Raw genomic sequence first — 24,159 nt, 5'->3', positions numbered from 1 at the left:
TATGCGCAGCTACCTCGCCTGCGCACAGCAGGTTCATTGCACAATCTGACACAGGTCGTCTTTTCCATGCCCTTGCCTTTCGAGCTTGCCGTTGACCCGGCAACCTTGGCCATTCTCGCCCTGGTGGCCTTCGTCGCCGGTTTCGTCGATGCCATTGCCGGCGGTGGCGGCCTGCTGACCATTCCGGCCCTGCTGATGGCCGGCCTGCCGCCGCATCTGGTGCTGGGCACCAACAAACTGTGCGCCACCTTCGGTTCGGCCACTGCCAGCTATACCTTCTACCGGCGCAAGCTGTTCACCCCCCTCCTCTGGCGCAATGCACTGATCGGCACCGCAATCGGCGCCCTGCTGGGCGCAACGCTGGTGCACTGGCTACCGGCCGCCTGGCTCAATCAACTGCTGCCGGTGGTGGTATTCGCCTGCGGGCTGTATTTACTGTTCGGTCGCACCCCGGCGGCTCCGCTCAACGCCGATGCGCCTATTGCGCAAGGCCGGCAATGGCCGCAAAGCCTCGGTCTGGGGTTCTACGATGGCGTCGCCGGGCCGGGCACCGGAGCCTTCTGGACGGTCAGCAGCCTGTTGCTGTATCCCTTGGATCTGGTTCGCGCCAGTGGCGTGGCACGCAGCATGAACTTCGTCAGCAACGCCTGTGCCCTGGTGGTATTCATCGTCGCCGGGCAAGTGGCCTGGTTGCTCGGCATCAGCATGGGCATCGCCCTGATGGCCGGGGCGTTTCTCGGTGCGCGCTCGGCAATCCGTGGCGGCTCGAAATTCATCCGCCCGGTGTTCATCCTGATGGTGTTGGCGCTCGCCGCGCGGTTGGCCTGGCAACACTGGTTCGGCCTGGCCTAGGAGCCTGTCGGACTTAACGCTGTTCTACTGCGGAAAAGCCGGACTTTCCCTCGCTACGAATGGTCAAGTCCGACAGGCTCCTAGGTGGATGGCGCTGTGTCCATCCAGCGAGCGCGACTATTCCGACAGCGACGGCTCCGGCAGCCCTAGCCGGCGCGCCACATAGACGTCGATCAGGTAGCGGGCGATCGAGCGCGCTGCCGGCAAGGGCGGTAACTGGTGCACGCTGAACCACTGTGCATCCTCGATCTCGTCGGCCTGCATGACAATCTCGCCAGTCGCAAACTCGGCATGGAAGCCGAGCATCAGCGAATGTGGAAACGGCCAGCCCTGGCTCCCCAGGTACTGCAGGTTCTTGACCTCGACCCCCACTTCTTCGCGCACCTCACGCACCACGCACTGTTCGACCGACTCACCCGCCTCGACGAAACCGGCCAGAGTGCTGTAGACACCGGGAACGAAACGCGGCGATCGGGCCAGGAGGACTTCATCCTCGCGGGTAACCAACACAATCATGCTCGGTGACAGGCGCGGGTAGTGGTGCAGCTCGCAACGCGGGCAATGCATCGCGCGCTCGCCAGCGAAATGCAGCATCGGCTCGCCACAACTGCCGCAAAAACGATGCTGGCGCGCCCAAGTACCGATCTGCGTCGCATAGCCGAGCATCTTGAAGGTCTCGGCATCGCCTTGCAGCATGAACTGGCGCAGGCTTTGCCAGCTGCAGCCGGGCATGTCGAACGGTTCCTGCAGCTCCAGCAGGTAGATGGCATCGCCAGCGAAATGGCCGATGCCGTGCTCGGCCAGAATCGGCAGCTCCTGCTTTTTCAGCCATTGGCGGGGAAACAACACGCCGTTGCTGTCCGCCAGAAACTGCTGCCGGCAATGTACCAGCGCCCAACCACCGGGCTGCTGGCTATCGAGTAAGGCGGGCTGCCAACGCTGGGTCATTTATGCGGCTACCGGGAAGCCAAGGGCACGCACGCTGTCTGCGGCCAAGTCGAGCACACTGGGCTGGGTTTCCGGGCGCAAAACCGCACCCGCTTCCAGATAGTATTCGAGACTGCTAAGTGCGTCGGCAAGGGTTTCCAGCATTTGTTCGGAAGGCATCTGGGCCGCTTCGAACATCTGCGTCTGGATGTATTCGGCGCAGGCGCCGACCAGCAAGGCCGCCCGTTCCTGGCCGAGAAACCACAGGCCGCCGCGCACCGCCTGCAAGCTGAACGGCACATTGGACAGGTGCATGCGGTCGCCGTCGGCCTCCAGGTAGGCGGTGATCGCCCGCTTGGCCAGCGCCAAGCCGCCGCGGGCCTCATCGACCACAACGATGCGTGCTTCGTTGAGCTGATAGTAGGCGAAGGATTCGATCTCCTTGCCAGGTAATAGCTGCCCAACACTGGTGTCACGCCGCTCGCCGCGCTCCAGGCTGGCGACCATGCCCTCGACATAGAGCACTGCATCGGCCAGTTTCAGCAGCTCCTGTTGTTGCGGGGCACGCGCCTCACTCCAGGCTGCAACCGTCTGCAGTTGCGCATTCAGCGCGTTGCCCGCCGAACTGAGGCCGACCATGCCCAGGGTCTTGCTCAGTTTGCCGAGCACCGCATGCAGATGGGCGAGGCTTTCAGCCTGCACGGTGCCCCGTTCGATCAGGTCGAGCATGTCCTTGGTGCTGGTCAGTTCTTCGCGAATGGCCGAACTCAGCGAGCGCATGACCGCCTGCCCAGGGCCGGCCAGACGCTGGTATTCCTCTTCCAGCAAGTGATCGGTGAATGGCAGCGAGGTCAGGCCAAATAGCCCGCGCACGGGCATGACCGCAGGTCCACTGCTGTCGGCCAGGGCCACCAGATAGAGCAGCTCCTTGAGCAGGCTACGTGGCGTCTCGTACTGGCTGTTGGCAAGTACTTGCTTGAGTTCACGATCGATCCGCGAGAACAGCTGCTTACGCGACTTGCGTGCCAATAGCTGGCCATCGAGCTGCGCCTCCACAGCCGCAGCGCCGATCCAGCACAGACGGCCACGCGGCTCGTTGGCGTACAGACTGTCCAGCCGACCCATGGCTCGGCCCATCAACTTCAGGCTGGCCTGCGGATTTTGTTCGCGAATAAAACCCAGCAGCCCTACTTGATACATCTGCCGTAGGCGCCGGCCTTCGATTTCCTTGGCCGCTGCATCCAGGGCAGCCGGCGCGGTTCGCGGGCGCGCATGATCGAGGCGCACGCTGAAGAAGAAGCTTTCCGGCAGTGCTGGCTGGCCCCCCGCCTGGCGCAGATCATTGATCGCCGGCAGCAGCAACTCGGGCATTTCCTGTCGGTGCACGTCGAGGTTTTCCAGATAGCGGCGCAATACATGCAGCGCATTGCTCAGCGCCGAGAGCTGCACATCGCGCTCCTCGCCGGCGCCGGCGGGAATATCGGTGGCCTGCTCAAGCACTTCCTGAGCGAGCAACTCGGCACCGGTCAACTCGACCACATTGAGCGTGCCGCGGACTTGATGAAGGCTTTCCACCGCCTGTTGCAGCAAGCTGCCGTTAAGCCGCTCGGCAATGAAATGCTCGAGGCTCGACTCGGCCTCCTCCATGGTGGCGAACAACTCTTTACGCACCAAATTCAGTGACGTGGCTCCAGAAACCATGCGCTAGTGCGCCTCCCGCGCCGGTAGAGAAGACAGTGGCATAGCGCGCATCAGTCGGCGAACTCCGGCTTCTGCTTACTCATGTGTGCGGCCATGGCCACGCGCAAGTCAACCGATTGCAACATCGCGGCATTCCAGGTGGCGATGTACTCGAGGCCATCGTCAACCCGATGGTCGCGCATGTAGCGAAGCATTTCCTTGGTGCCGCGTACTGCGATCGGCGATTTCGCGGCGATTTCACGGGCAATGCCCATCACCCCGTCGAGCAAGGCGGGCATGTCAGCGAAAGTGCGATTGACCAGGCCGATGCTGCGCGCTTCTTCACCGTCGATGGTACGCCCGGTGAATGCCAGCTCACGCATCATACCGTCGCCAATAATCCGCGGCAGGCGCTGCAAGGTGCCAACATCGGCGGCCATGCCAATATCGATTTCCTTGATCGAGAACTGCGCGTCGACCGTCGAGTAGCGCATGTCGCAGGCCGACACCAGGTCGATGGCGCCGCCCAGACAATAACCCTGGATCGCCGCCAATACCGGCTTGCGACACTGGTCGACGGCATTGAACGAGGCTTGCAGCTCGAGGATCTTGCGCCGTAGTTTTTCCGCGTTGCGGCCGACATCCGGGCCCATCTGGCTGCCGAGTTGGGCCAACATCATCAGGTCGATACCGGAGGAAAAATGCTTGCCGGCCCCCGACAGCACCACCACCCGCACCTCGTCCGTGGTGTCGATCCAGCGAAAGATCTCGATGATCTCCGTCCAGAAGTCGGCACTCATGGCGTTGATTTTTTCCGGGCGGTTGATCACCACGTGGGCGATCTTATCTGCCAACTCGACACTAAAGGCTTTGTAGTCGGACACGGCAGTCATCCTCAGCAACAAAAGGCGCGAACGCGCACAGAGACATTCTTGTGGTTACAACCGGGCAACTATAACAAGCACGGCATAAATGTCGATGCCGGCCTCTGTGACGCAGAACACGCCATTGGACTTAAGCAGCGTTTCGACTGTTGACGGTAACCACTTGATCTAGCGGAAATAGTCCGGCAAGGCCGCTGACGACTGACGACTGACGACTGACGCAGTCGCCCAGCCGCCAACGCGCCGGGCGCGCCCTAGACCTTGATGCAGTCCACCGTGTAGGCGTTGCCGTCCGGCCCTTCATTGCGTTGCAAGCCATGCACGTCGACGTCGAAGCCGGGGAAGCTACGGTCGAAGGTGCGGGCGAACTCCAGATAATCGATGATCGAGCGGGTCGCTGGGGTAAAGCGTTCGCCCGGCATGATCAGCGGGATACCCGGTGGATAGGGCACCAACATGACCGCGGCGATCCGTCCGTCGAGCTGATCGATAGGCACAGCTTCGACTTCGCCGCGTACCAGTTGGTTATAGGCATCGGCGGGTTTTAGCGCGACTTCCGGCAGCACCGTGTACATCCGCTTCATCGCCTTGGCCGTAGCGTTCTCGCCGTAGCAACGATGCAGCGCATCGCACAGGTCGCGCAGGCCCATGCCGTGGTAGTGGGCGCCGCCTGCCCTGGCGATCGAGGGCAAGGCGACCGTCAACGCCAGGTTGACGTCATAACTGCGCTTGAACTCCAGCAGCTCGGTGAGCAAGGTGCTCCACTTGCCCTTGGTGATGCCCATGGAGAACAGTACCAGGAAGGAATACAGGCCGGTTTTCTCGACCACCAGGCCGCGCTCCCAGAGGAACTTGCTAACCACCGCCGCCGGAATCCCACACTCATCGAGCTTGCCGCCCGCGGTCAGGCCGGGGTCACCAGGGTGACCTTGATCGGGTCGAGCAGCACGTAATCCTCGGCCACCTCGCCAAATCCATGCCACTCGGCTTGCGGCTGCAACAACCAGCTCGCGGTCGCCACCTCGTCGACGCCCTCGGCCTGAGGCGGCTGCCAGATGCTGAACCACCAATCGTCGGCGCTGAGATTCTGCCGCAGATTGGCCAGGGCACGGCGAAAGCTCAGCGCCTCGTCGAAGGTTTCCTGGATCAGCGAACGGCCCGCCGGGCCTTCCATCATCGCCGAGGCCACATCCAGCGAAGCGATGATGCCGTACTGCGGCGAGGTCGAGATATGCATCATGAAGGCTTCGTTGAAGCGGTCGCGATCGAGTTGACGCGCACCGCCATCCTGCACATGGATCATCGAGGCCTGACTGAACGCCGCCAACAGTTTGTGCGTGGAGTGAGTACTGAACACCAGCGGCGTATTGGCTGTGCGGGTCGTGCCCATGCCATAGCGCCCGGCATAGAACTCGTGGAACGCCGCATAGGCATACCAGGCCTCGTCGAAATGCAGCACCTCGACGCTGTCGCCCAGGGTCTGCTTGATCAGTTCGGCGTTGTAGCACAGGCCGTCGTAAGTCGAGTTGGTCACCACCACCAGCTTGACCATAGCCCCACTGCTGCTGGGCACGCGACCGCGTGCCAGCGGGCTGGCATCAATCTTCGCCTGGATCGACTCGCGACTGAACTCGGACAGTGGAATCGGCCCGATGATGCCCAATTCGTTGCGCTCCGGGCACAGATACAGCGGAATCGCGCCGGTCATGATGATCGAATGGAGGATCGACTTGTGGCAGTTGCGATCGACCAGCACCAGGTCGTCGCGCCCGACCATGCCGTGCCAGACGATCTTGTTGGCCGTCGAGGTGCCGTTGATCACGAAGTAGGTGTGATCGGCACCGAAGTTGCGTGCGGCGCGGGCCTCGGCCTCGGCCAGGGGGCCGGTGTGATCGAGCAGCGAACCCAGTTCCGGCACCGACACCGAGAGGTCGGAGCGCAGGGTGTTTTCACCGAAGAATTGGTGGAACGCCTGGCCGACCGGACTCTTGCGGTAAGCCACGCCGCCGCCATGGCCGGGCGTGTGCCAGGAGTAGTTGGATTGCGCGGTGTGCTGCACCAGCGCCTTGAAGAATGGCGGCAGCAGGCAGTCCAGATAATTGCGTGCGGCGCGGGCAACCTGGCGGGCGAGGAACGGTACCGTGTCCTCGAACAGATAGAGGATACCGCGCAGCTGGTTGAGGTCGGCCATGGCTTCGGCCGGCGCGTTCTCGATGGTCACCTGCTCACCAAGGGCGAAGATCGGCAACTGCGGCGCCCGTCGCCGGGCGATGCGGATCAACTCGACCATGTCCTGCAACAGGTGCTTGTTCTCCCCCGCGCCCTCGGCGGTCACCAGAATGCAGGCGAGGCCGTGATGGGTCGAAGCGACGATCCGCCCCTCGGCGGAGCTGGCGGTGGACAGGATGCTGAAACCGTCCTGCTCCAGTTCGTGGGCGATGGCACGCACCCGATCGCCGGCCACGGTGTCGGCCTTGATGTCGCGGTGCACGATCAGCACGGGAAACTTGAGGTCTTTATACATTGGGGTAATCCGGTGCTCACGGAGCGATTTGATAATTGCCGTCAGTAAACACCATGCAATGGCCTTTTAGGAAACCGCGCGACTCGGCGTCGGCAAGGCATCGCGCAGGAGAAGCACTAAAGAGCGCAGCGGTAGTTCGTCATTTAGCCGTGCCAATGATGGAGTAGCAGATCAAGTGGGCCGTTTCCTCAAATCCATGCTCACCCTCACTTGCCTCGCGACGCGCCGATGTAGATTCGACTAAACGCACTCGCAGCACGTCAAAACGTAGGATTTTTTCATCTTATCGATGGTTTATGAGTCTTATTGTCATACCAGGTGCTCTTTAGACTGAACCGGTCCGAAATAAACCCCTGGAGAAAATAACAATGAATGTCCTCCTGCTTGGCGCCGGCCACATCGGTTTCACCATCGCTCAACTGCTGCACAACACCGGCGACTACAAAGTGCTGGTGGCTGATCGCGAGGCCAGTTCGCTGCAGGCGATCGATGCCTTAGGCATCGCCACCCAGCAGCTCGATTCGGCCGATGCCGGCGCCCTCGAAGCACTGATGCACGGTTACGACGCGGTGCTCAATGCCCTGCCGTACCACATGGCCATTACCGTCGCCCAGGCGGCCAAGCACAGTGGCACCCACTACTTCGACCTGACCGAAGACGTCCACGCAACCAGGACCATCATGGAGCTGGCCAAGGATGCCAAGACCGCCTTTATGCCGCAATGCGGCCTGGCGCCTGGCTTCATCGGCATTGCCGCGCACTCCCTGGCGCGCGATTTCGACAGCGTACGCGAGGTCAAGATGCGTGTCGGCGCCTTGCCGGAGTTCCCCACCAACGCCCTCAAGTACAACCTGACCTGGAGCGTCGACGGCCTGGTCAACGAGTACTGCCACCCTTGCGAAGCGATCCGCAACGGCAAACTGCAGATGGTCCAGCCCCTGGAAGGCCTGGAACACTTCTCCCTGGACGGCGTCGAGTACGAGGCGTTCAACACCTCCGGCGGTCTGGGCACCCTGTGTGAAACCCTGCAAGGCAAGGTCGAAGTACTGGACTACAAGACCGTGCGTTACCCGGGCCACCGCGACCTGATGAAGTTCCTCCTGGAAGACCTGCGCCTGGCCGGCCATCAGGAAAAGCTCAAGGACATCCTGCGCGGCGCCGTGCCGAGCACCATGCAGGACGTGGTGCTGGTGTTCGTCACCGTCAATGGCATGCAGGACGGCAAGCTGGTGCAGCAGGTGTTCAGCCGCAAGATCTTCGCCGCCGTGCAGAACGGCCGCCTGACCAGCGCGATCCAGATCACCACCGCCGCCGGCATCTGCGCCGCGCTGGACCTGTTCCGCGAGAAGCGCCTGCCGCAAGCGGGCTTCATCAGCCAGGAGCAGGTGTCGCTGGAAGACTTCCTCGCCAACCGTTTCGGCCTGGCCTACGAAGAACACAGCGACCAGACCCAGAAAGCCGCCTGAGTTGGCCCGGTGTGCGGCGGCCTGGCTGCGGCACACCCCTGACACGCTTACCGCTGAACAACGCGCTGGGATTGCTCGACAGCCCAGCCGTTGCAAGGTCCGACCCGCAGGCACCACGCCGCCGGGCCTGCTGCGGCTCGCTCAGACTGCAAGTTGAGTCATTTGCGGAATGATGTGGGTCGTTGTTTTCGTTCGACGGATGCTCGCGCAAGCGCCCACCATCGAAGCTTGAAGCTGCCCAGGCGCGCGACTGCAACGCCTGTATTCGCTGACCAGCGACTGGTCAGCCTGACGCAATACTGAACGCCTGCGACGCATAGCGGGCAGCAGTGATCGGCGTGACCCGGCAGTATCCGCTACGCGAAAAAAGAATAATAAGAGGTGCTTCAATGACTGGCTCCCCAGCTGCACTGGAAATCCGCGACCTGCACAAAAGCTACGGCGACCATGAGGTGCTCAAGGGCATTTCCCTGACCGCCCGTGACGGCGACGTCATCTCCATTCTCGGCTCTTCCGGCTCGGGCAAGTCGACCTTCCTGCGCTGCATCAACCTGCTGGAATCGCCCCACCGCGGACAGATCCTGGTCAACGGTGAAGAGTTGCGCCTGAAGAAAAGCCACGGCGGCGCCCTAGTCGCGGCCAGCAACCAGCAGATCAATCGGCTGCGCAGCGAAATCGGTTTCGTCTTCCAGAGCTTCAACCTGTGGCCGCACATGAGCGTGCTCGACAACATCACCGAGGCGCCGCGCCGGGTGCTCGGTCTGAGCCGGGCCGAGGCCACCGAACGGGCCGAGGCGCTGCTGGCCAAGGTCGGCATCGCCGACAAGCGCCACGTCTACCCTAATCAGCTGTCCGGCGGCCAGCAGCAGCGCGCGGCGATTGCCCGCACCCTGTGCATGGAGCCCAAGGTCATCCTGTTCGACGAGCCGACCTCGGCCCTCGACCCGGAAATGGTTCAGGAAGTCCTCAGCGTGATCCGCGCCCTGGCCGATGAAGGCCGCACCATGCTGCTGGTCACCCATGAGATGAACTTCGCCCGCCAGGTGTCGAGCGAAGTGGTGTTCCTCCACCAGGGGCTGGTGGAGGAACAAGGCACGCCGGCGCAGGTGTTCGATCACCCGCAGTCGGCACGTTGCAGGCAGTTCATGTCCAGCAATCATTAACGGAGCGTCATCGCATGCATAACTACAAGAAAATCCTGCTGACCGCCGCCGCTACCCTGGCTTTCGCCAGCAGCGTAGTAGCCGCCGAAAAACTGAAGATCGGCACCGAGGGCGCCTACCCGCCCTTCAACCTGATCGCCGCCGGCGGTCAGGTGGTCGGTTTCGACGTGGAAATCGCCCAGGCCCTCTGCGCCAAGATGGAAACTGAGTGCGAAGTGCTCACCTCCGACTGGGACGGCATTATCCCGGCGCTGAACGCCAAGAAATTCGACGCCATCGTCGCCTCCATGTCGATCACCGCGGAGCGCCAGCAGGCGGTCGATTTCACCGCCCCCTACTACACCAACAAACTGCAGTTCATCGCGCCCAAAGGCGCCGAATTCAAGACCGACAAAGTCAGCCTGAACGGCAAGGTGATCGGTGCCCAGCGCGCCACCATCGCCGGTACCTGGCTGGAAGACAACCTCGGCGAGGTGGTCGATATCAAGCTGTACGACACCCAGGAAAACGCCTACCTCGATCTGACCTCGGGGCGCCTCGATGGCGTGCTGGCCGACACCTTCGTCAACTGGGAATGGCTCAAGAGCGACGCCGGCACGGGCTTCGAGTTCAAGGGCGAGCCGGTGTTCGACAACGACAAGATCGGCATCGCCGTGCGCAAGGGCGATCCGCTACGTAGCCGGCTGAATGCCGCACTGGCGGAAATCGTCGCCGACGGCACCTATCAGCAGATCAACAGCAAGTACTTCCCCTTCAGCATCTACTGACCGGCCTGACAGGCACGGCGCCTGTCGCGCCATGCCTGTCCCTGTGGTGGTACGAACTATGACTCTCGATCTCTACGGCTTCGGCCCGGCGCTACTGGCCGGTGCCCTGATGACCATCAAGCTGGCGCTGTCGGCGCTCTCACTGGGTCTGGTGCTTGGCCTGCTCGGCGCCCTGGCCAAGACCTCGCCCTACCAATCACTGCAATGGCTCGGCGGCTGCTATTCGACCCTGGTGCGCGGGGTGCCCGAGCTGCTCTGGGTGCTGCTGATCTATTTCGGCACGGTCAGCCTGCTGCGCAGCTTGGCCGACCTGCTCGGCCTCGACAGCCTGGAACTCAGCGCCTTCGCCGCCGGCACCATCGCCCTCGGCCTGTGCTTCGGCGCCTACGCCACCGAGGTGTTTCGCGGCGCCATCCTGGCCATCCCCAAGGGCCATCGCGAGGCTGGCCAGGCCCTCGGCCTGTCCAGGCCGCGAATTCTCTGGCGCCTGATCCTGCCGCAAATGTGGCGCATCGCCCTGCCGGGCCTGGGCAACCTGTTCATGATCCTGATGAAGGATACCGCCCTGATCTCGGTGATCGGCCTGGAGGAAATCATGCGCCGCTCACAGATCGCCGTGACCTCGAGCAAGGAGCCCTTCACCTTCTTCCTGGTGGCCGCCTTCATCTACCTGAGCCTGACCATCCTCGCCATGATCGGCCTGCACCTGCTCGAGAAGCGTGCCGGCCGCGGCTTTATCAGGAGCGCCGCATGAACTGGGAACTGATCATCAAGTGGCTGCCGAAGATTGCCGAAGGCGCCATGCTGACCCTGGAGCTGGTAGCGATCGCAGTGATCGCCGGGCTGATCCTGGCGATCCCCCTGGGCATCGCCCGGGCATCGCGACACTGGTGGCTGCGCGCCCTGCCCTATGGCTACATCTTCTTCTTCCGCGGTACGCCACTGCTGGTCCAGCTGTTCCTGGTCTACTACGGCCTGGCCCAGTTCGAGGCGGTGCGCGAGGGACCGCTCTGGCCGTTGCTGCGCGACGCCTACTGGTGCGCGGTGGTCACCCTGACCCTGCACACGGCCGCCTATATCGCCGAGATCCTGCGCGGCTCGATCCAGGCCATTCCGCCCGGCGAGATCGAGGCGGCGCGGGCCCTGGGCATGTCCAACCTGCGCACCCTGGTGCACATCATCCTGCCGCGCGCCGCGCGCATCGGCCTGCCGGCCTACAGCAACGAGGTGATCCTGATGCTCAAGGCCAGCGCCCTGGCCAGCACCATCACCCTGCTCGAGCTGACCGGCATGTCGCGCACCATCATCGCCCGCACCTATCAGCCGGTGGAGATCTTCTTCGCTGCCGGGCTGTTCTACCTGATCGCCGCCTATGTGCTGGTGCAGGCTTTCCGTGTGCTGGAGCGGCGCCTGCGGGTGGACGCCTGTCAGGGCCGCTGAATCATGGCAGCCCCACCCGCCGTGGGTGGGGCTGCTCCAGCGCTTTACCTCATCTCGCGCTGCCCGCAGACTTTGCCGGTTTTCCCCTTGCTCCGGCCCCACTTCTGTTCCCCTAGGTACGACCCCGTATGGCTGAACTGAACACTGCCCGCCTGGATGATATCGACCGCCAGCTGATCGCCGCCCTGCAACTCAATGCCCGCGAGAGCGTGGCCATGCTCGCGCGCAAGCTGGGCATCGCCCGCACCACGGTGATCTCGCGGATCGCCCGGCTGGAAAAGAACAAGATCATCACCGGCTACGGCCTGCGTCTGGGCCAGCGGGTTCTCGATGGTGGCCTGCAGGCCTACGTCGGCATCACCCTGCAACCGCGTTCGGGCAAGGAGGTGCTGCGTCGGCTGACCCACATGGCCGAAGTCCAGCAGCTCTGCACGGTCAGTGGCGAGTTCGATTTCGTTGCCTGGCTACGCACCGAGTCACCGGAGCGGCTCGACGAACTGCTCGATGAGATAGGGGCGGTGGATGGGGTGGAGAAGACCACCACCTCGATCATCCTGTCCTGCAAGCTGGACCGCGGGCAGAAGCTCTAGCAGGCCGTTGAAAAACTACCTACGTTGCCGATACGGCGTTAAAAACAGGCTCGGAATGCTCATTTACAGCTCGTAAACTCCGCGTCCTCGCCTGTTTTTGCCTTGTCTCGGCTGCCACGCCTACATTTTTCAACGGCCTGCTAGGACTGAGAGCGGCGGGCGCCGAACACGCCCGCCTTAGCAGGTCGTCAGGACTGCGCCAGGGCCTGCTCGCGGATCTGGCTGAGACTCTGCCGCGGGGTCAGCGCCTCGGGGTCGAGACGAATTTCGATCAGGGCCGGCATGCCGGCCTGGACGGCGCGCTCAAAGGCTGCCGGGAACTCCTCGGTGGCGGCCACCACCTCACCATGCACGCCATAGGCCCGCGCCAGGGCGGCGAAATCCGGGTTGTGCAACGTGGTGCCGGATACCCGTCCAGGATAGTGGCGCTCCTGGTGCATGCGAATGGTGCCGTACATGCCGTTGTTGACCACGATGACGATCAGGTTGGCGCCGTACTGGGCCGCAGTGGCCAGTTCCTGGCCGTTCATCATGAAGCAGCCATCGCCGGCGAAAGCCACCACCATGCGCTGCGGGGCGGTCAGCTTGGCCGCGATGCCGGCCGGCACGCCATAGCCCATCGAGCCATTGGTCGGCCCCAGCTGGGTGCGGAAACCGCGGTACTGATAGAAGCGCTGGACCCAGACCGCATAGTTACCGGCACCATTGGTGAGGATGGCGTCGCTCGGCAGGCGTTCGCGCAGCCAGGCCATGATCTCGCCGAGCTGCACCGGCCCCGGCGAGGGTGGACAGTCGAGGTTGGCCAGGTAGTGGGCATTCAGGCCGTGGGTCCAGTCGGCATGTACTGGATTGTTGCTGGACGCGAGCCTTGCGGACTGGGCCGCAAAGGCCGCCATGCCGCTGTTGATCGCCAGGGTTGGCTGGTAGACCCGGCCCAGTTCATCGATACCGGCGTGCACATGCACCAGCTGCTGGCGCGGCACCGGGATCTCCAGCAGGCTGTAGCCGCCGGAGGTGATCTCGCCCATACGCGCGCCGACCACCAGCAGCAGGTCGGCATCGCGCACCGCCTGGCTCAGCTGCGGTCCGGCCGCCAGGCCAAGGTCGCCAGCGTAGTTCGGGTGGCCATTGTCGAACAGGTCCTGACAACGGAACGAGGCCGCCACCGGCAACTGCCGTTGCTCGGCGAAGCGCTGGATGTCGGCGACCGCCGCCGCACTCCAGCCACCACCACCGAGGATCAGCAAGGGCCGCTGGGCCGCATCGAGCAGCTCGGTCATGGCCTGTAGATCGGCAGCGGCCGGACTCGCCTCGATGCGCCGGCAGGGTCTGGCATCGGCCACCGCGACGCAATCGCTCAGCATGTCCTCCGGCAACGCCACCACCACCGGTCCGGGGCGGCCATTGATGGCGCGGTGGAAGGCCTGGCTGAGCAATTCCGGCAGGCGCCGGGCATCGTCGATCTGCACCACCCACTTGGCCATCTGGCCGAACATGCGCCGGTAGTCGATTTCCTGGAAGGCCTCGCGCTCCATCTGGTCGCGGGCCACCTGGCCGATGAACAGGATCATCGGGGTGGAATCCTGATAGGCCGTGTGTACGCCAACGGCCGCATTGGTCGCACCGGGGCCGCGGGTGACGAAACAGATCCCCGGCTTGCCGGTCAGCTTGCCGTAAGCCTCGGCCATATAGGCGGCGCCGCCTTCCTGGCGGCAAACCACCAGGTCGATCTCCTCGCGGGCATCGTGCAGCGCATCGAGCACCGCCAGGTAGCTCTCGCCGGGCACGCAGAAGGCGCGCTCGACGCCATTGATGCGCAAGGCATCGACCAGAATCTGCCCGCCGCTGCGGGCACCCTTGTTGTTGTCCATGACGCGACTCCTCGAAAACGGCCAGGCTCGCGCCCGGCGGCAAGTGACTATTCAATACACCGAGCACGCGACCAGCCGTCAGTCGCCGAGCAGTTCCGCCAAGCCGAGTTGCTCGGCGCACTGGGCCAACGAGCGCTGCTGGGTCTCGGCATACAGCGCCAGTTCGTCGTAGACCGCCGCGCCCAGGTCGCGCTCGAAGGCATCCTGATTGGCCGAATGGCCGTAGCTGCCTCGCCCTGCTTCGCCGAGATTCGACTGGAAGATGCCCGCCGCGCTGACCGGCAGAAAGTCTTCGTAGACCAGCGCCTCGCAACAGAGATGCCCGGCGGCGAGCAGCGCTTCCAGGTCGCTCGCCAGCTCGCCACCCGCCCTGGCAGCCAGCCCGGCCGGACTGACGAAGTAGCGAAAATAGGCCAACTCCTGGCGCCGCAGGCTGGCGTAGTCGTCCGGGAACTCGGCGAACTGCGCAATTAGCGCCGGCACATAGGCTTCGCCGGCCTGACGGGCGTTATCCAGCAGGCGGTCAAATAGCGCCCGGCCTTTCGCGGTCAGGGCGGCACCGCGTTGCTCGATCTCGCCGAAGCGAGCCGAATGACTACCCAACGTCCGATCACCATTGTCCTCGACGAACACTACCTGCTCGTGCAGGGCCTTGAAGCTGGTCTGACGCAGCAGGATCGGACAGCGCCGCGCGGGCGGGCCTTCGATGATGGCCTTGGGGTCGATGCCGCGGCGCGGCATCCCGGCCTGCACCGCGTCTATGTCGAGGGTGCGCGGGGTCAGGTGGTTGATATGCGGGCCCTTGAACGCCACCACATCGGCGATCAGCCGGTGTTGCTCGCTCAGCTGCTGGTAGAGCGCGGCACTGACTGTCGCCTCGCGGTGCCAGCGGAAGGTCTCCAGGGCCTGTTCGATGAACTCAGCCGCCTCGGTCTGCTCCAGGCCGCCGGCCTGTTCGCAGCGCTCGATCAGCTCGATGGCGCGCGGGGTGAAGATACGCCGGCCCTCCAGCACGCTGGCGGCCAGCTTACGCAGCGCCGGGTTCTCGATCAGTTCCAGACGTAGCAAGGAGGTAAACACGCGGAAGGGACTGTGCTGCAAGGAACCTTCGTGGAGCGCCCGGAACGCAGTGGCATGCACCGGTACGCCCGCGCAGGAGAGGTCATAGTAGCCGACCGGAAACATGCCCATCACCGCGAACAGGCGGCGCATGGTGGCCAGCTCACTAGCGCAGCCCAAGCGGATGGCGCCGTGCCGTTCCATGTCCAGGCGCTGGATTTCGCCGGTCAGCTCCAGCCGCTCGGCCAGCTCGGCGTCCTGTTCCAGGGCCTGCTGGTTGACCAGGCCCACCAGCGCCAGCAACTCGCCGTAGAGCGGCACCTCAGCCTTGTACAGGGCGGACATGGCGCGGGAAAACTGCACGCGGATTTCGTCCGGATGGACCCACATTGCTCGGTTGGCGGCCGCGTGCACACTCATGGGGTTCGACTCCTTGCTTCGCCTGATCGGTCTGACCGGGATCTCCAGCGCAGAGACCTATTCCGGTGATTCATGCCAAACATACTGGCGAACCGAACAGCCCCTTTCAAACGACTAATCCTCTCCTGATCATTCCCTGAAAGAATCCTCCAGTCCATCCGTCAGTGCTGCGCCGCCTGTTTCAGGCGTCGCGCCAGCAGCACCAGGGTCAGCAGGAACAGCGGCGCCAACAGGGCGAACAGCACCTTGCTGGAAAACGGCGAACCCAGGGCCGCCAGTCCCTCCAGGGTCATCTTCAGCAGACCGATCAGGTAGTAACTGATGGCGATCAGGGAGAAACCCTCGACCGCCTTCTGGATCTTCAGCTGGGTGCTGCTGCGCGCATTGAGGCTCTCGAGGATCTTCGAGTTCTGCTCCTCGACTTCGACCTGGGCCTTGGCCTGCAGCAGCTCGCCGAGGTTGGCGATGCCGGCGGCCAGGCGATCGAGACGCTGCTCGGTGGCCGCGCAGTAACGCACGCGAGGCTTGAAGCGCCGCTCGATGAACACGCCGAGGCGCTGGTGACCGTCGACATGGCTTTCGCGCAACTCGGCAATGCGCTCGAAGACGATCTGGGCATAGGCCGCGGTGGCGCTGAAGCGCTGCCGGCAGCCAGCCGAGCAGCGCATCAGCCGGGCCGAGAGCGAGGTCAGACCGTCGAACAGGGCCTTGGCCTCGCTGTTGTCGGCGGCGGCATTACGCTCGGCCAGACCGATCAGCTCGCGGTCCAAGTCCTGCAGGATAGCGCTCAGCTCCTGGGCGGCCGGCAACCCCAGCGAGGCGAGCATCCGGTAGGTTTCGATTTCCACCAGGCGGCGGATCATCCGCCCTAGCCGGTAGGCATTCAGGCCGCGATTGACCAGCAGCAGGCGGTTGAAGCCCTGCGCCGACAAGCGAAAGTCGCTCCAGACCGTGGCATCGCCGCTGCCGAAATGCGGGCCGGCCGGGTCCTTGAAGCCATAACTGCACGGTTGGCCATCGGCGTTCGGTTCATCCTCGACGAGGATCACCAGGGCATTGATGATCAGGTGGCGATGGGTGTCGAGCCCAGCACGCAACGGCTGCGGCAGTTCGGCCCAGCGTGAGGTATCCGCCTGACGCGGCACCACCCAGGTCAGCGAGAGAAATTCGCTGTGGCGTTCCCACTTGAAGGCACAGCCGGCGATGCGCAGCAGGCCATGACGCTGCACGCCCCGTCAGGGGTTGTCCGCCAGTTCGTCGAGCTGGCGGACCAGACCGTCGAGCGACACCCCGTCATCCAGCATGGCGAAGTGGTAGACATGGGCCGGACCGGCGAAATAGATCGACGGTCGCGCATGCAGTTCCGCGTGCAGGCTTTCTCTCAGCGGGTGCATCAAGGGTCTCCTGGAAACTCACCGTCAGATCCTGACAAAGTTCCTGCCCTGAGTTTTCTAGACTGCCCCAGGCGCCGCGAGGGCACAGCCGCTGGCCGCGAGCGGCGCGCTCAGGCCAGCGCGGCCAGGCACCGTTCGAAGATGTCGAAGCCCTCCTCGAGACGCTCGCGCTCGCAGGTCAATGGCGCCAGCAAGCGAATGATGTGCCGCGCCTTGCCACTGGGCATGAGCAGCAGACCCTGCTCGCGAGCGGCGCCGAGCAGGGCGGCCAGGCGCTCGCTGCCGGGACCGCCCTCGGCGCTGCGTAACTCGATGCCGCGCATGGCGCCGACCCCGGTCAGGCGACCGATCATCGATGCCCAGGCCGTCTGCTGCCAACTGCGGTAGCGCGTCTCGATGGTGCTGGCCTGCAACTCGCCCCAGGTCGCCAGGTTGGCATCGCTCATCTCTGCCAGGCTGGCCAGGGCCGCGGCACAGGCGATCGGGTTGCCGGAGTAGGTGCCGCCCAGGCCGCCCTTGGGCAGCGCATCCAACAGTTCGCGACGGCCGACCACGGCGCCCAGCGGCAGGCCGCCGGCGATGCTCTTGCCGAGCAGCAGCAGGTCAGGCTCGATGCCCAGGCGGCTAAAGGCGAAGCGTTGGCCGGTGCGGCCGAAGCCGGACTGGATCTCGTCGATGATCAGGACGATGCCGTGGGCATCGCAAAAACGCCGCAGGTCCTGGGCGAAAGCCGCATCCAGCGCCTGGAAACCGCCCTCGCCCTGGATCGCCTCGACGATGAAGCAAGCCACCTCGGCGCGGTCGATCTCCACGCTGAACAGCCGTTCCATGGCCGCCAGCGCCTGCTCGCGGCTGACCCCGTTGTCGGCGCTGGGATAAGGCAGGTGATAGACCGGCCCCGGCAGGGTGCCGACCTTCTGCTTGTAGGGCGCGACCTTGCCGTTGAGGTTGAGGGTGGCCAGGGTGCGGCCGTGGAAGCCCCCATCAAAGGCGATCACCGCACTGCGCCCGGTGGCGGCGCGGACGATCTTCAATGCATTCTCCGCGGCCTCGGCACCGCTGTTGGTGAGCATGCCGGACAGCGGGTAACTCACTGGCACGAAGCGCGCCAGCGCGTCCATCAACTGCCCATAGCCTTCGTGCGGCACGGCATTGAATGCCGAATGGGTTAGCCGACCGGCCTGCTCGCGCACGGCCTCGACGATGCGCGGATGGCAGTGGCCCAGGTTGAGCACGCCGATGCCGCCGACGAAGTCGATATAACGCTTGCCGCTCGTGTCCCAGACCTCGGCATTGCGCCCATGGCTGAGGCTGATCGGATGGACGATGGCCAGGGAGTTGCTGATCGGCGCCTGGCTCATGGGCGCGCCCGCGCTGCGAGCGACTGGCGCAGAGGGAACGGATAACAGCTGAGCGTCTGGCATGCGGGCATGGGTGAATCCTCTGGGCCTAGTGGGATAGGCCGCTATGAAAGCGAGAGTTCAACCCGGCGCACAAACGAAAAAAAGCGCGGCTGTTATTCCTTAAATTCCGAGATCGCGTCGGTTAGCGCCCCTGCTCGAGCCTGACCTGCTCCTCGATCCACCTGACGAAGCTGCGGATCTTCGGCACCTCTGCCGCGTGCTCGGCGTAGGCCAGGAAGTGTGCGCCACTGCTGGCGACCGGATGATCCCAGGGAATCACCAGCTTGCCCTCGGCCAGTTCATCTTCCACCAGGAACCGCGGCACCAGCGCCACCCCGCAGCCGGACTGGGCGGCGCGGATGCACATATAGAAGGTCTCGAAGCGCGGGCCGTGGTAGCTGTGTTCGGTCTGCAGGCCAGGCCCTGGAACCATTCATGCCAGGCCTCGGGACGCGACGCGCACTGCAGCAGGAGCATGTCGGTCAGCTTGAGGGGGCTTTCCAGCGGCGCGACCGGGAGGATATCCGGGGCGCACACCGGCACCACCTCCTCGCCGAACAGTTCGATGCACTCGGCGCCCGGCCAGGTGCCCTGACCGAAGAAGAACACCACGTCGGCCCGCGACTGCAGCAGGTCAAAGGGTTCCAGCTCATTGCGGATATCCAGGTGAATACCCGGGTTGGCGGCGCCAAAACCCTTGAGGTGAGGGATCAGCCAGCGCGCGCCAAAGGTTGGCTGGGTGGCGACCTTGAGCACCTCGGTCTCGCCACCGTAGGAGAGGATGTAGCGGGTCGACATCTCCACCTGCTTGAGAATCTTGTTGACCTCGGTGAGGTACAGCGAGCCGGCTGGAGTCAGCTGCAGGCGCCGGCGGATGCGGCGGAACAGCAGATGCTGGAGCATCTCCTCCAGCTGCGCGACCTGCTTGCTCACCGCGCTCTGGGTCAGGAACAGCTCCTCGGCGGCGCGGGTGAAGCTGAGATGCCGGGCCACGGCCTCGAAACACTGCAGGGCGGCCATCGACGGCATCAGGCGTTTGGACATGGGGTACTCGCGAAGGCCCACTGGGGCACATGAATGAATCCTAGGAATGACATGGCGAATAATGGTCGCTTGTTGTGTTCCAGACGGAAGATTAATACTGATCTGGATCGCAATTTTCAACCACCAGCACAAACAGGAGATAGCCATGGTTGACGGACTTCTGAGCCGCCTCGGGGTTAACGCCCACGCAGTAGAGAATGGCAACTACCCGGTTTATACCCCCATCGACGGCAGCCAGATCGGTTCGGTCAGCCTCGAGGACCGCGTCGCGGTACTGGCCAAGATCGAGCGCGCCGAGCAGGCGTTCCTGGCCTGGCGCAGCGTCCCCGCCCCCCGTCGCGGTGAGCTGATCCGCTTGTTCGGCGAGGTGTTGCGCAAGCACAAGGCCGATCTCGGCGAACTGGTGTCCTGGGAAGCCGGCAAGATCACCCAGGAAGGCCTGGGTGAAGTGCAGGAAATGATCGACATCTGCGATTTCGCCGTCGGCCTGTCGCGGCAACTCTACGGCCTGACCATCGCCTCCGAGCGCCCGGGCCACCACATGCGCGAGACCTGGCAGCCGCTTGGCGTGGTCGGCGTTATCAGTGCCTTCAACTTCCCGGTCGCGGTCTGGGCCTGGAACACCACCCTGGCCCTGGTCTGCGGCGATTCGGTGATCTGGAAACCCTCGGAAAAGACCCCGCTCACCGCCCTCGCCTGCCAGGCCCTGTTCGAGCAGGCCCTGCAGGCCTTCGGCGACGCCCCGGAAGGTCTCAGCCAGCTGGTCATCGGTGATCGCGCCGCCGGCGAAGCCCTGGTCGACGACCCGCGCATGGCCTTGATCAGCGCCACCGGTAGCACCCGCATGGGTCGCGAAGTCGGTCCACGCGTGGCCGCCCGTTTCGGCCGCAGCATCCTCGAACTGGGTGGCAACAACGCCATGATCCTCGCCCCGAGTGCCGACCTGGACATGGCCGTGCGCGCCATCCTGTTCGGCGCCGTGGGCACCGCCGGTCAGCGCTGCACCAGCCTGCGTCGGCTGATCGCCCACGAGTCGGTCAAGGACGAAATCATCGCCCGCCTGAAAGTCGCCTACGCCAAGGTGCGCATCGGCCATCCGCTGGAGGGCAACCTGGTTGGCCCGCTGATCGATCAGCACGCCTATGAGGCCATGCAAACCGCACTGAACCAGGCCCGCGAAGAAGGCGGCCAGGTCTTCGGCGGCGAGCGCCAGCTGGCCGAGCAGTTCCCGCATGCCTATTACGTCGCCCCGGCCATCGTCGAGATGCCGGGCCAGAGCGAGGTGGTACGCCACGAAACTTTCGCGCCGATCCTCTACGTGATCAGTTACAGCGACCTCGATCAGGCGCTGCGCCTGAACAACGAGGTGCCGCAGGGGCTGTCGTCCTGCATCTTCACTACCGACCTGCGCGAGGCCGAGCAGTTCCAGAGTGCCGCCGGCAGCGACTGCGGCATCGCCAACGTCAACATCGGCACCAGTGGTGCGGAAATCGGTGGCGCATTCGGTGGTGAGAAGGAAACCGGCGGTGGCCGCGAGTCCGGCTCCGATTCCTGGAAGGCCTACATGCGCCGCCAAACCAACACGGTCAACTACTCCCGCGAGTTACCGCTGGCCCAGGGTATCGTCTTCGACTGAGCAACCACGCAATAAAAAGCAGCCCCGGCGCAATGCGCCGGGGCTGCTTTTTATGTATGGATACGGCAAAACAACCTCTGTAGGAGCCAGCTTGTTGGCTCCTACAGATACGGTACCGGCCTGTCTGCCCTATGGCTCCAACGTCGCCCACAACGCCGGGGCCCCAGCCGCTTTCTCGATCGCGGCCAGACGCGCGGTATGCGCCTCCAGCTCGGCCTGAGAAGCGCGAACCACCAGGGTAGGCTGGCGTTCGGCGGGCAAGCGGCGAGTCGCGCTGGGCTGCTGACGACCATTGCTGTCACCCTCTGAGCCGTCGCCGGCGAGGGACAGATGGGTCTGCCCGCCGGTCATGGTCAGGTAGACATCGGCAAGGATCTCAGCATCGAGCAAGGCGCCGTGCAGGTCGCGCCCGGAGTTGTCGACGCCATAGCGCTTGCACAGGGCATCGAGGCTGTTGCGCTGCCCCGGATGACGTTCGCGGGCCATCAGCAGGGTATCGAGGATCGAGCAATGCTCGCTGATGTCGGCGCGACCCTGCTGCTTGATCAGGGCGAATTCGTTGTTGATGAAGCCAACGTCGAACGCTGCGTTGTGGATGATCAGCCGCGCGCCCTTGATGAATTCGAAGAACTCATCGGCCACTTCCTTGAAGCGCGGCTTGTCCTGAACGAAATCGTTGGTGATGCCGTGCACCGCAATGGCGCCCTCGTCGATCTCGCGATCCGGCTGCAGATAGGCATGGAAATGCCGCCCGGTCAGGCGTCGGCCCATCAGTTCGACACAGCCGATCTCGATGATCCGGTGGCCATCGGTGACCGGCATGCCGGTGGTTTCAGTATCCAAAACTACGCTACGCACGTTGCAGCCCTCTCACTTCTTCGACGCCACGGTTGGCCAGCTGGTCGGCACGTTCGTTGCCGGGATCACCGGTATGGCCACGCACCCACTGCCAGGTCACGGTGTGTCGATTGACCTGCTCGTCCAATTCGCGCCACAGATCGGCATTCTTCACCGGCTGCTTGGCGGCGGTTTTCCAGCCGCGTTTCTTCCAGTTCGGCATCCAGTCCTGGATACCCTGCATGACGTACTGCGAGTCGGTCACCAGGCGCACATCGCAAGCCCGCTTCAACTCGGCCAGGGCGCGAATCGCCGCGGTCAGTTCCATGCGGTTGTTGGTGGTCTCGGCCTCACCGCCCCAAAGCTCTTTTTCCACGCCCTTGAAAATCATCAACGCGCCCCAGCCACCGACGCCGGGATTGCCCTTGCAGGCACCATCGGTATAAATCTCAATTTGTTCATTCATGCAGAGCATTTCTCTCAATAAATTCCGCTCGGCAGGCTCTAGCACTTACGGCTTCGAATCGCGGCGACTGACCTTGGCCACCGGCATGGGCACCAGCTTGCCCATGGGGGCTCGCTGCGTTTGCCGTAACGGGCGCAACCCGATCACCAGCTTGCGCGCCACTAATATATAGAAGCCGCCTCCTGGCGATTGCCACGCGTCGCCCCAGGCTTCCAGCGGAGCCAGGCGAGCCTGCCAGGCAGTGGAAGCAAGCGGCGGACGATAGCACCCGAAGCGGCGTTTCTCCAGCGCGAAGCCCAACAGGTGCAGCCAGTCACTGACGCGATTGGGTGCGATGCAGCGGGCCTGACGCAAGGCATCACGGGCGAACAGGTGACGCACGCCCCAGGCGCTCATCGGGTTGATACCGACCACCAGCAGGTGGCCACCTGGGCGAACGCTGTGGGCAGCCTCGCGCAACAGACCATGGGGCGACAGACTAAAATCCAGGCCATGCTGCAGCAATACGACATCGGCGGCATACTCGGTCAACGGCCAGGCCTGTTCCTCGCAAACGATCTCCACCCCGCTGAAAGGCGCGCCGACCCGCACGCTGCGCTGGATCTGCGCGGCATTCGGCGAGGCTCGTGCGGAAGGGCCGTAATGCACCATGTAGCCGCCAAAGAAGCGCGCCAGCTCTTCCTCGAGCAAGCGCTGCTCGTCCTCCAGCAGCAACTGCCCATAAGGCCCATTGAACCAATGGCGCGCCGTGCCGATGAGCTTGAGCCAATCGGTATCGGCCTGGGCGAAAGGATGATCGGACATAAAGGATTACCTGCGTAGCCAGCACCGCCAATGAGTTCTAAGATGCACCTTTATGACCTGCTTAGCGACCCGCATGATGATAAAGATCGACGCCCTGCCCGCCTTCTCGGACAACTATATATGGTTGCTGCAAGACCTCGACCAGCGCCGCTGTGCAGTGGTCGACCCCGGTGATGCGGCGCCAGTGCTGGCCTGGCTGGACAGCCATCCGGACTGGCAATTGAGCGATATTCTGATCACCCACCATCACCCCGACCATGTGGGTGGCATCCAGCCGTTGAAGGCGGCCACAGGGGCACGGGTACTCGGCCCAGCGCAGGAAAATATCCCCGCGCGCGATCTGGCGTTGCGTGAAAGCGACGAGATCGAGGTCCTCGGTCAACGCTTTCGCGTGATCGAAGTACCCGGTCATACCCTGGGGCATATCGCCTATTACCAGGCAGAGCAGCACTGGCTGTTCTGTGGCGACACCCTGTTCGCCGCCGGCTGCGGTCGCCTGTTCGAAGGCACACCCGCGCAGATGCACGACTCGCTCAGCCGTCTGGCCGCCCTGCCCGAGCAAACCCAAGTCTACTGCACCCATGAATACACCCTGAGCAACCTGCGCTTTGCCCAGGCAGTCGAGCCGGACAATCTGCAGGTCGCCCAACGCCTGAAGGAAGTCAGCGCCTGGCGCGCCGAAGGCCGCATCAGCCTGCCCTCCAGCCTGGCCCTGGAATGCGCGACCAACCCCTTTTTGCGTAGCGCCGAAGAAGCGGTCAAGGCAAGGATTGACCAGCATGACGGCCCGCAAAAACGCTCGCCCAGCGAGGTTTTCGCGCGTCTGCGCGCATGGAAGGATAATTTCTAAAAAGTCGATAACCCAGCAAAAAGAGTGGTTAAAACTTGACCACCCCGGCATCGGTTTCTAGAATCCCCCGATCTTTTCCTCG

General features: G+C 63.8%; 18 protein-coding genes and 3 pseudogenes. 9 read left to right on the top strand and 12 right to left on the bottom strand.

What is annotated here, in order from left to right; genetic code table 11:
* Positions 1 to 72 precede the first annotated feature (72 nt).
* Positions 73 to 852 carry a TSUP family transporter gene (locus B2D37_RS06105; RefSeq protein WP_177345266.1) on the top strand — a complete coding sequence of 260 codons (780 nt, stop codon included), beginning with the start codon at positions 73 to 75 and terminating at the stop codon, positions 850 to 852.
* A gap of 117 nt (positions 853 to 969) precedes the next feature.
* On the opposite strand, the gene nudC is transcribed toward B2D37_RS06105, so the two are convergent.
* From nudC to B2D37_RS06085, 4 genes and pseudogenes are all read right to left on the bottom strand, one after another.
* On the bottom strand, positions 970 to 1,800 hold the full coding sequence (gene nudC / locus B2D37_RS06100; protein ID WP_079201878.1) for an NAD(+) diphosphatase: 831 nt from the start codon (positions 1,798 to 1,800) through the stop codon (positions 970 to 972).
* A complete protein-coding gene (locus B2D37_RS06095) occupies positions 1,801 to 3,480 on the bottom strand; it encodes a ferrous iron transporter B (RefSeq protein ID WP_079201877.1) in 1,680 nt (559 codons plus the stop codon).
* Positions 3,481 to 3,530: 50 nt separating this feature from the next.
* A complete protein-coding gene (locus B2D37_RS06090; protein ID WP_079201876.1) occupies positions 3,531 to 4,343 on the bottom strand; it encodes a crotonase/enoyl-CoA hydratase family protein in 813 nt (270 codons plus the stop codon).
* A gap of 254 nt (positions 4,344 to 4,597) precedes the next feature.
* Positions 4,598 to 6,867: pseudogene (locus tag B2D37_RS06085) on the bottom strand (Orn/Lys/Arg decarboxylase N-terminal domain-containing protein).
* 368 nt (positions 6,868 to 7,235) lie between these two features.
* Between B2D37_RS06085 and B2D37_RS06080 the strand changes: the two are divergent.
* The 6 genes from B2D37_RS06080 (at position 7,236) to B2D37_RS06055 (ending at position 12,293) form a co-directional block, all read left to right on the top strand.
* Positions 7,236 to 8,333: a saccharopine dehydrogenase family protein gene (locus B2D37_RS06080; RefSeq protein WP_079201875.1), complete on the top strand. Its 1,098-nt coding sequence runs from the start codon at positions 7,236 to 7,238 to the stop codon at positions 8,331 to 8,333.
* Positions 8,334 to 8,722: 389 nt separating this feature from the next.
* Positions 8,723 to 9,496: an ABC transporter ATP-binding protein gene (locus B2D37_RS06075; RefSeq protein ID WP_079201874.1), complete on the top strand. Its 774-nt coding sequence runs from the start codon at positions 8,723 to 8,725 to the stop codon at positions 9,494 to 9,496.
* A 14-nt stretch (positions 9,497 to 9,510) separates the two neighbouring features.
* On the top strand, positions 9,511 to 10,263 hold the full coding sequence (locus tag B2D37_RS06070) for an ABC transporter substrate-binding protein (protein WP_079201873.1): 753 nt from the start codon (positions 9,511 to 9,513) through the stop codon (positions 10,261 to 10,263).
* A 58-nt stretch (positions 10,264 to 10,321) separates the two neighbouring features.
* A complete protein-coding gene (locus tag B2D37_RS06065; protein ID WP_079201872.1) occupies positions 10,322 to 11,017 on the top strand; it encodes an ABC transporter permease in 696 nt (231 codons plus the stop codon).
* Complete coding sequence (locus B2D37_RS06060; RefSeq protein WP_079201871.1) at positions 11,014 to 11,703, top strand: ABC transporter permease; 690 nt, start codon at positions 11,014 to 11,016, stop codon at positions 11,701 to 11,703. Before B2D37_RS06065 ends, B2D37_RS06060 begins: the two co-directional genes overlap by 4 nt.
* Positions 11,704 to 11,831: 128 nt before the next feature.
* Positions 11,832 to 12,293: an Lrp/AsnC family transcriptional regulator gene (locus tag B2D37_RS06055; protein WP_079201870.1), complete on the top strand. Its 462-nt coding sequence runs from the start codon at positions 11,832 to 11,834 to the stop codon at positions 12,291 to 12,293.
* Positions 12,294 to 12,481: 188 nt separating this feature from the next.
* Here B2D37_RS06055 and B2D37_RS06050 read toward each other — a convergent pair whose 3' ends face one another.
* The 5 genes and pseudogenes from B2D37_RS06050 to B2D37_RS06030 form a co-directional block, all read right to left on the bottom strand.
* Complete coding sequence (locus tag B2D37_RS06050; RefSeq protein ID WP_079201869.1) at positions 12,482 to 14,164, bottom strand: thiamine pyrophosphate-binding protein; 1,683 nt, start codon at positions 14,162 to 14,164, stop codon at positions 12,482 to 12,484.
* Between the two features lie 78 nt (positions 14,165 to 14,242).
* A complete protein-coding gene (locus B2D37_RS06045) occupies positions 14,243 to 15,643 on the bottom strand; it encodes a VOC family protein (protein WP_256573152.1) in 1,401 nt (466 codons plus the stop codon).
* A gap of 161 nt (positions 15,644 to 15,804) precedes the next feature.
* Positions 15,805 to 17,037, bottom strand: a pseudogene (locus tag B2D37_RS06040) (DUF3422 domain-containing protein).
* A 110-nt stretch (positions 17,038 to 17,147) separates the two neighbouring features.
* Positions 17,148 to 18,398: an aspartate aminotransferase family protein gene (locus B2D37_RS06035; protein ID WP_079201868.1), complete on the bottom strand. Its 1,251-nt coding sequence runs from the start codon at positions 18,396 to 18,398 to the stop codon at positions 17,148 to 17,150.
* Positions 18,399 to 18,582: 184 nt separating this feature from the next.
* Positions 18,583 to 19,484: pseudogene (locus tag B2D37_RS06030) on the bottom strand (LysR substrate-binding domain-containing protein).
* 145 nt (positions 19,485 to 19,629) lie between these two features.
* On the opposite strand from B2D37_RS06030, the gene B2D37_RS06025 reads away from it, so the two are divergent.
* On the top strand, positions 19,630 to 21,120 hold the full coding sequence (locus B2D37_RS06025; RefSeq protein ID WP_079201867.1) for an aldehyde dehydrogenase family protein: 1,491 nt from the start codon (positions 19,630 to 19,632) through the stop codon (positions 21,118 to 21,120).
* Between the two features lie 129 nt (positions 21,121 to 21,249).
* Here the strand turns inward: B2D37_RS06025 and dnaQ are convergent, their stop codons facing one another.
* From dnaQ to B2D37_RS06010, 3 genes are read right to left on the bottom strand one after another with little or no spacing between them, the layout of a single operon-like run.
* A complete protein-coding gene (gene dnaQ, locus B2D37_RS06020; protein WP_079201866.1) occupies positions 21,250 to 21,978 on the bottom strand; it encodes a DNA polymerase III subunit epsilon in 729 nt (242 codons plus the stop codon).
* Positions 21,971 to 22,423: a ribonuclease HI gene (rnhA, locus tag B2D37_RS06015; RefSeq protein ID WP_079204910.1), complete on the bottom strand. Its 453-nt coding sequence runs from the start codon at positions 22,421 to 22,423 to the stop codon at positions 21,971 to 21,973. The genes dnaQ and rnhA overlap by 8 nt, the downstream gene beginning before the upstream one ends.
* Positions 22,424 to 22,468: 45 nt before the next feature.
* The gene (locus tag B2D37_RS06010) at positions 22,469 to 23,227 is read right to left on the bottom strand and encodes an SAM-dependent methyltransferase (protein ID WP_079201865.1); all 759 of its coding nucleotides are present in this window, start codon (positions 23,225 to 23,227) and stop codon (positions 22,469 to 22,471) included.
* Between the two features lie 76 nt (positions 23,228 to 23,303).
* On the opposite strand from B2D37_RS06010, the gene gloB reads away from it, so the two are divergent.
* Positions 23,304 to 24,077, top strand: a complete 774-nt coding sequence (gene gloB, locus B2D37_RS06005) for a hydroxyacylglutathione hydrolase (protein ID WP_079204909.1) — start codon at positions 23,304 to 23,306, stop codon at positions 24,075 to 24,077.
* Positions 24,078 to 24,159: the final 82 nt, after the last annotated feature.

It is taken from the genome of Pseudomonas sp. CC6-YY-74 (genome assembly GCF_002025205.1).
GTDB lineage: Bacteria > Pseudomonadota > Gammaproteobacteria > Pseudomonadales > Pseudomonadaceae > Aquipseudomonas > Aquipseudomonas paeninsulae.
This window is presented reverse-complemented; position numbering and strand designations above follow the sequence as displayed.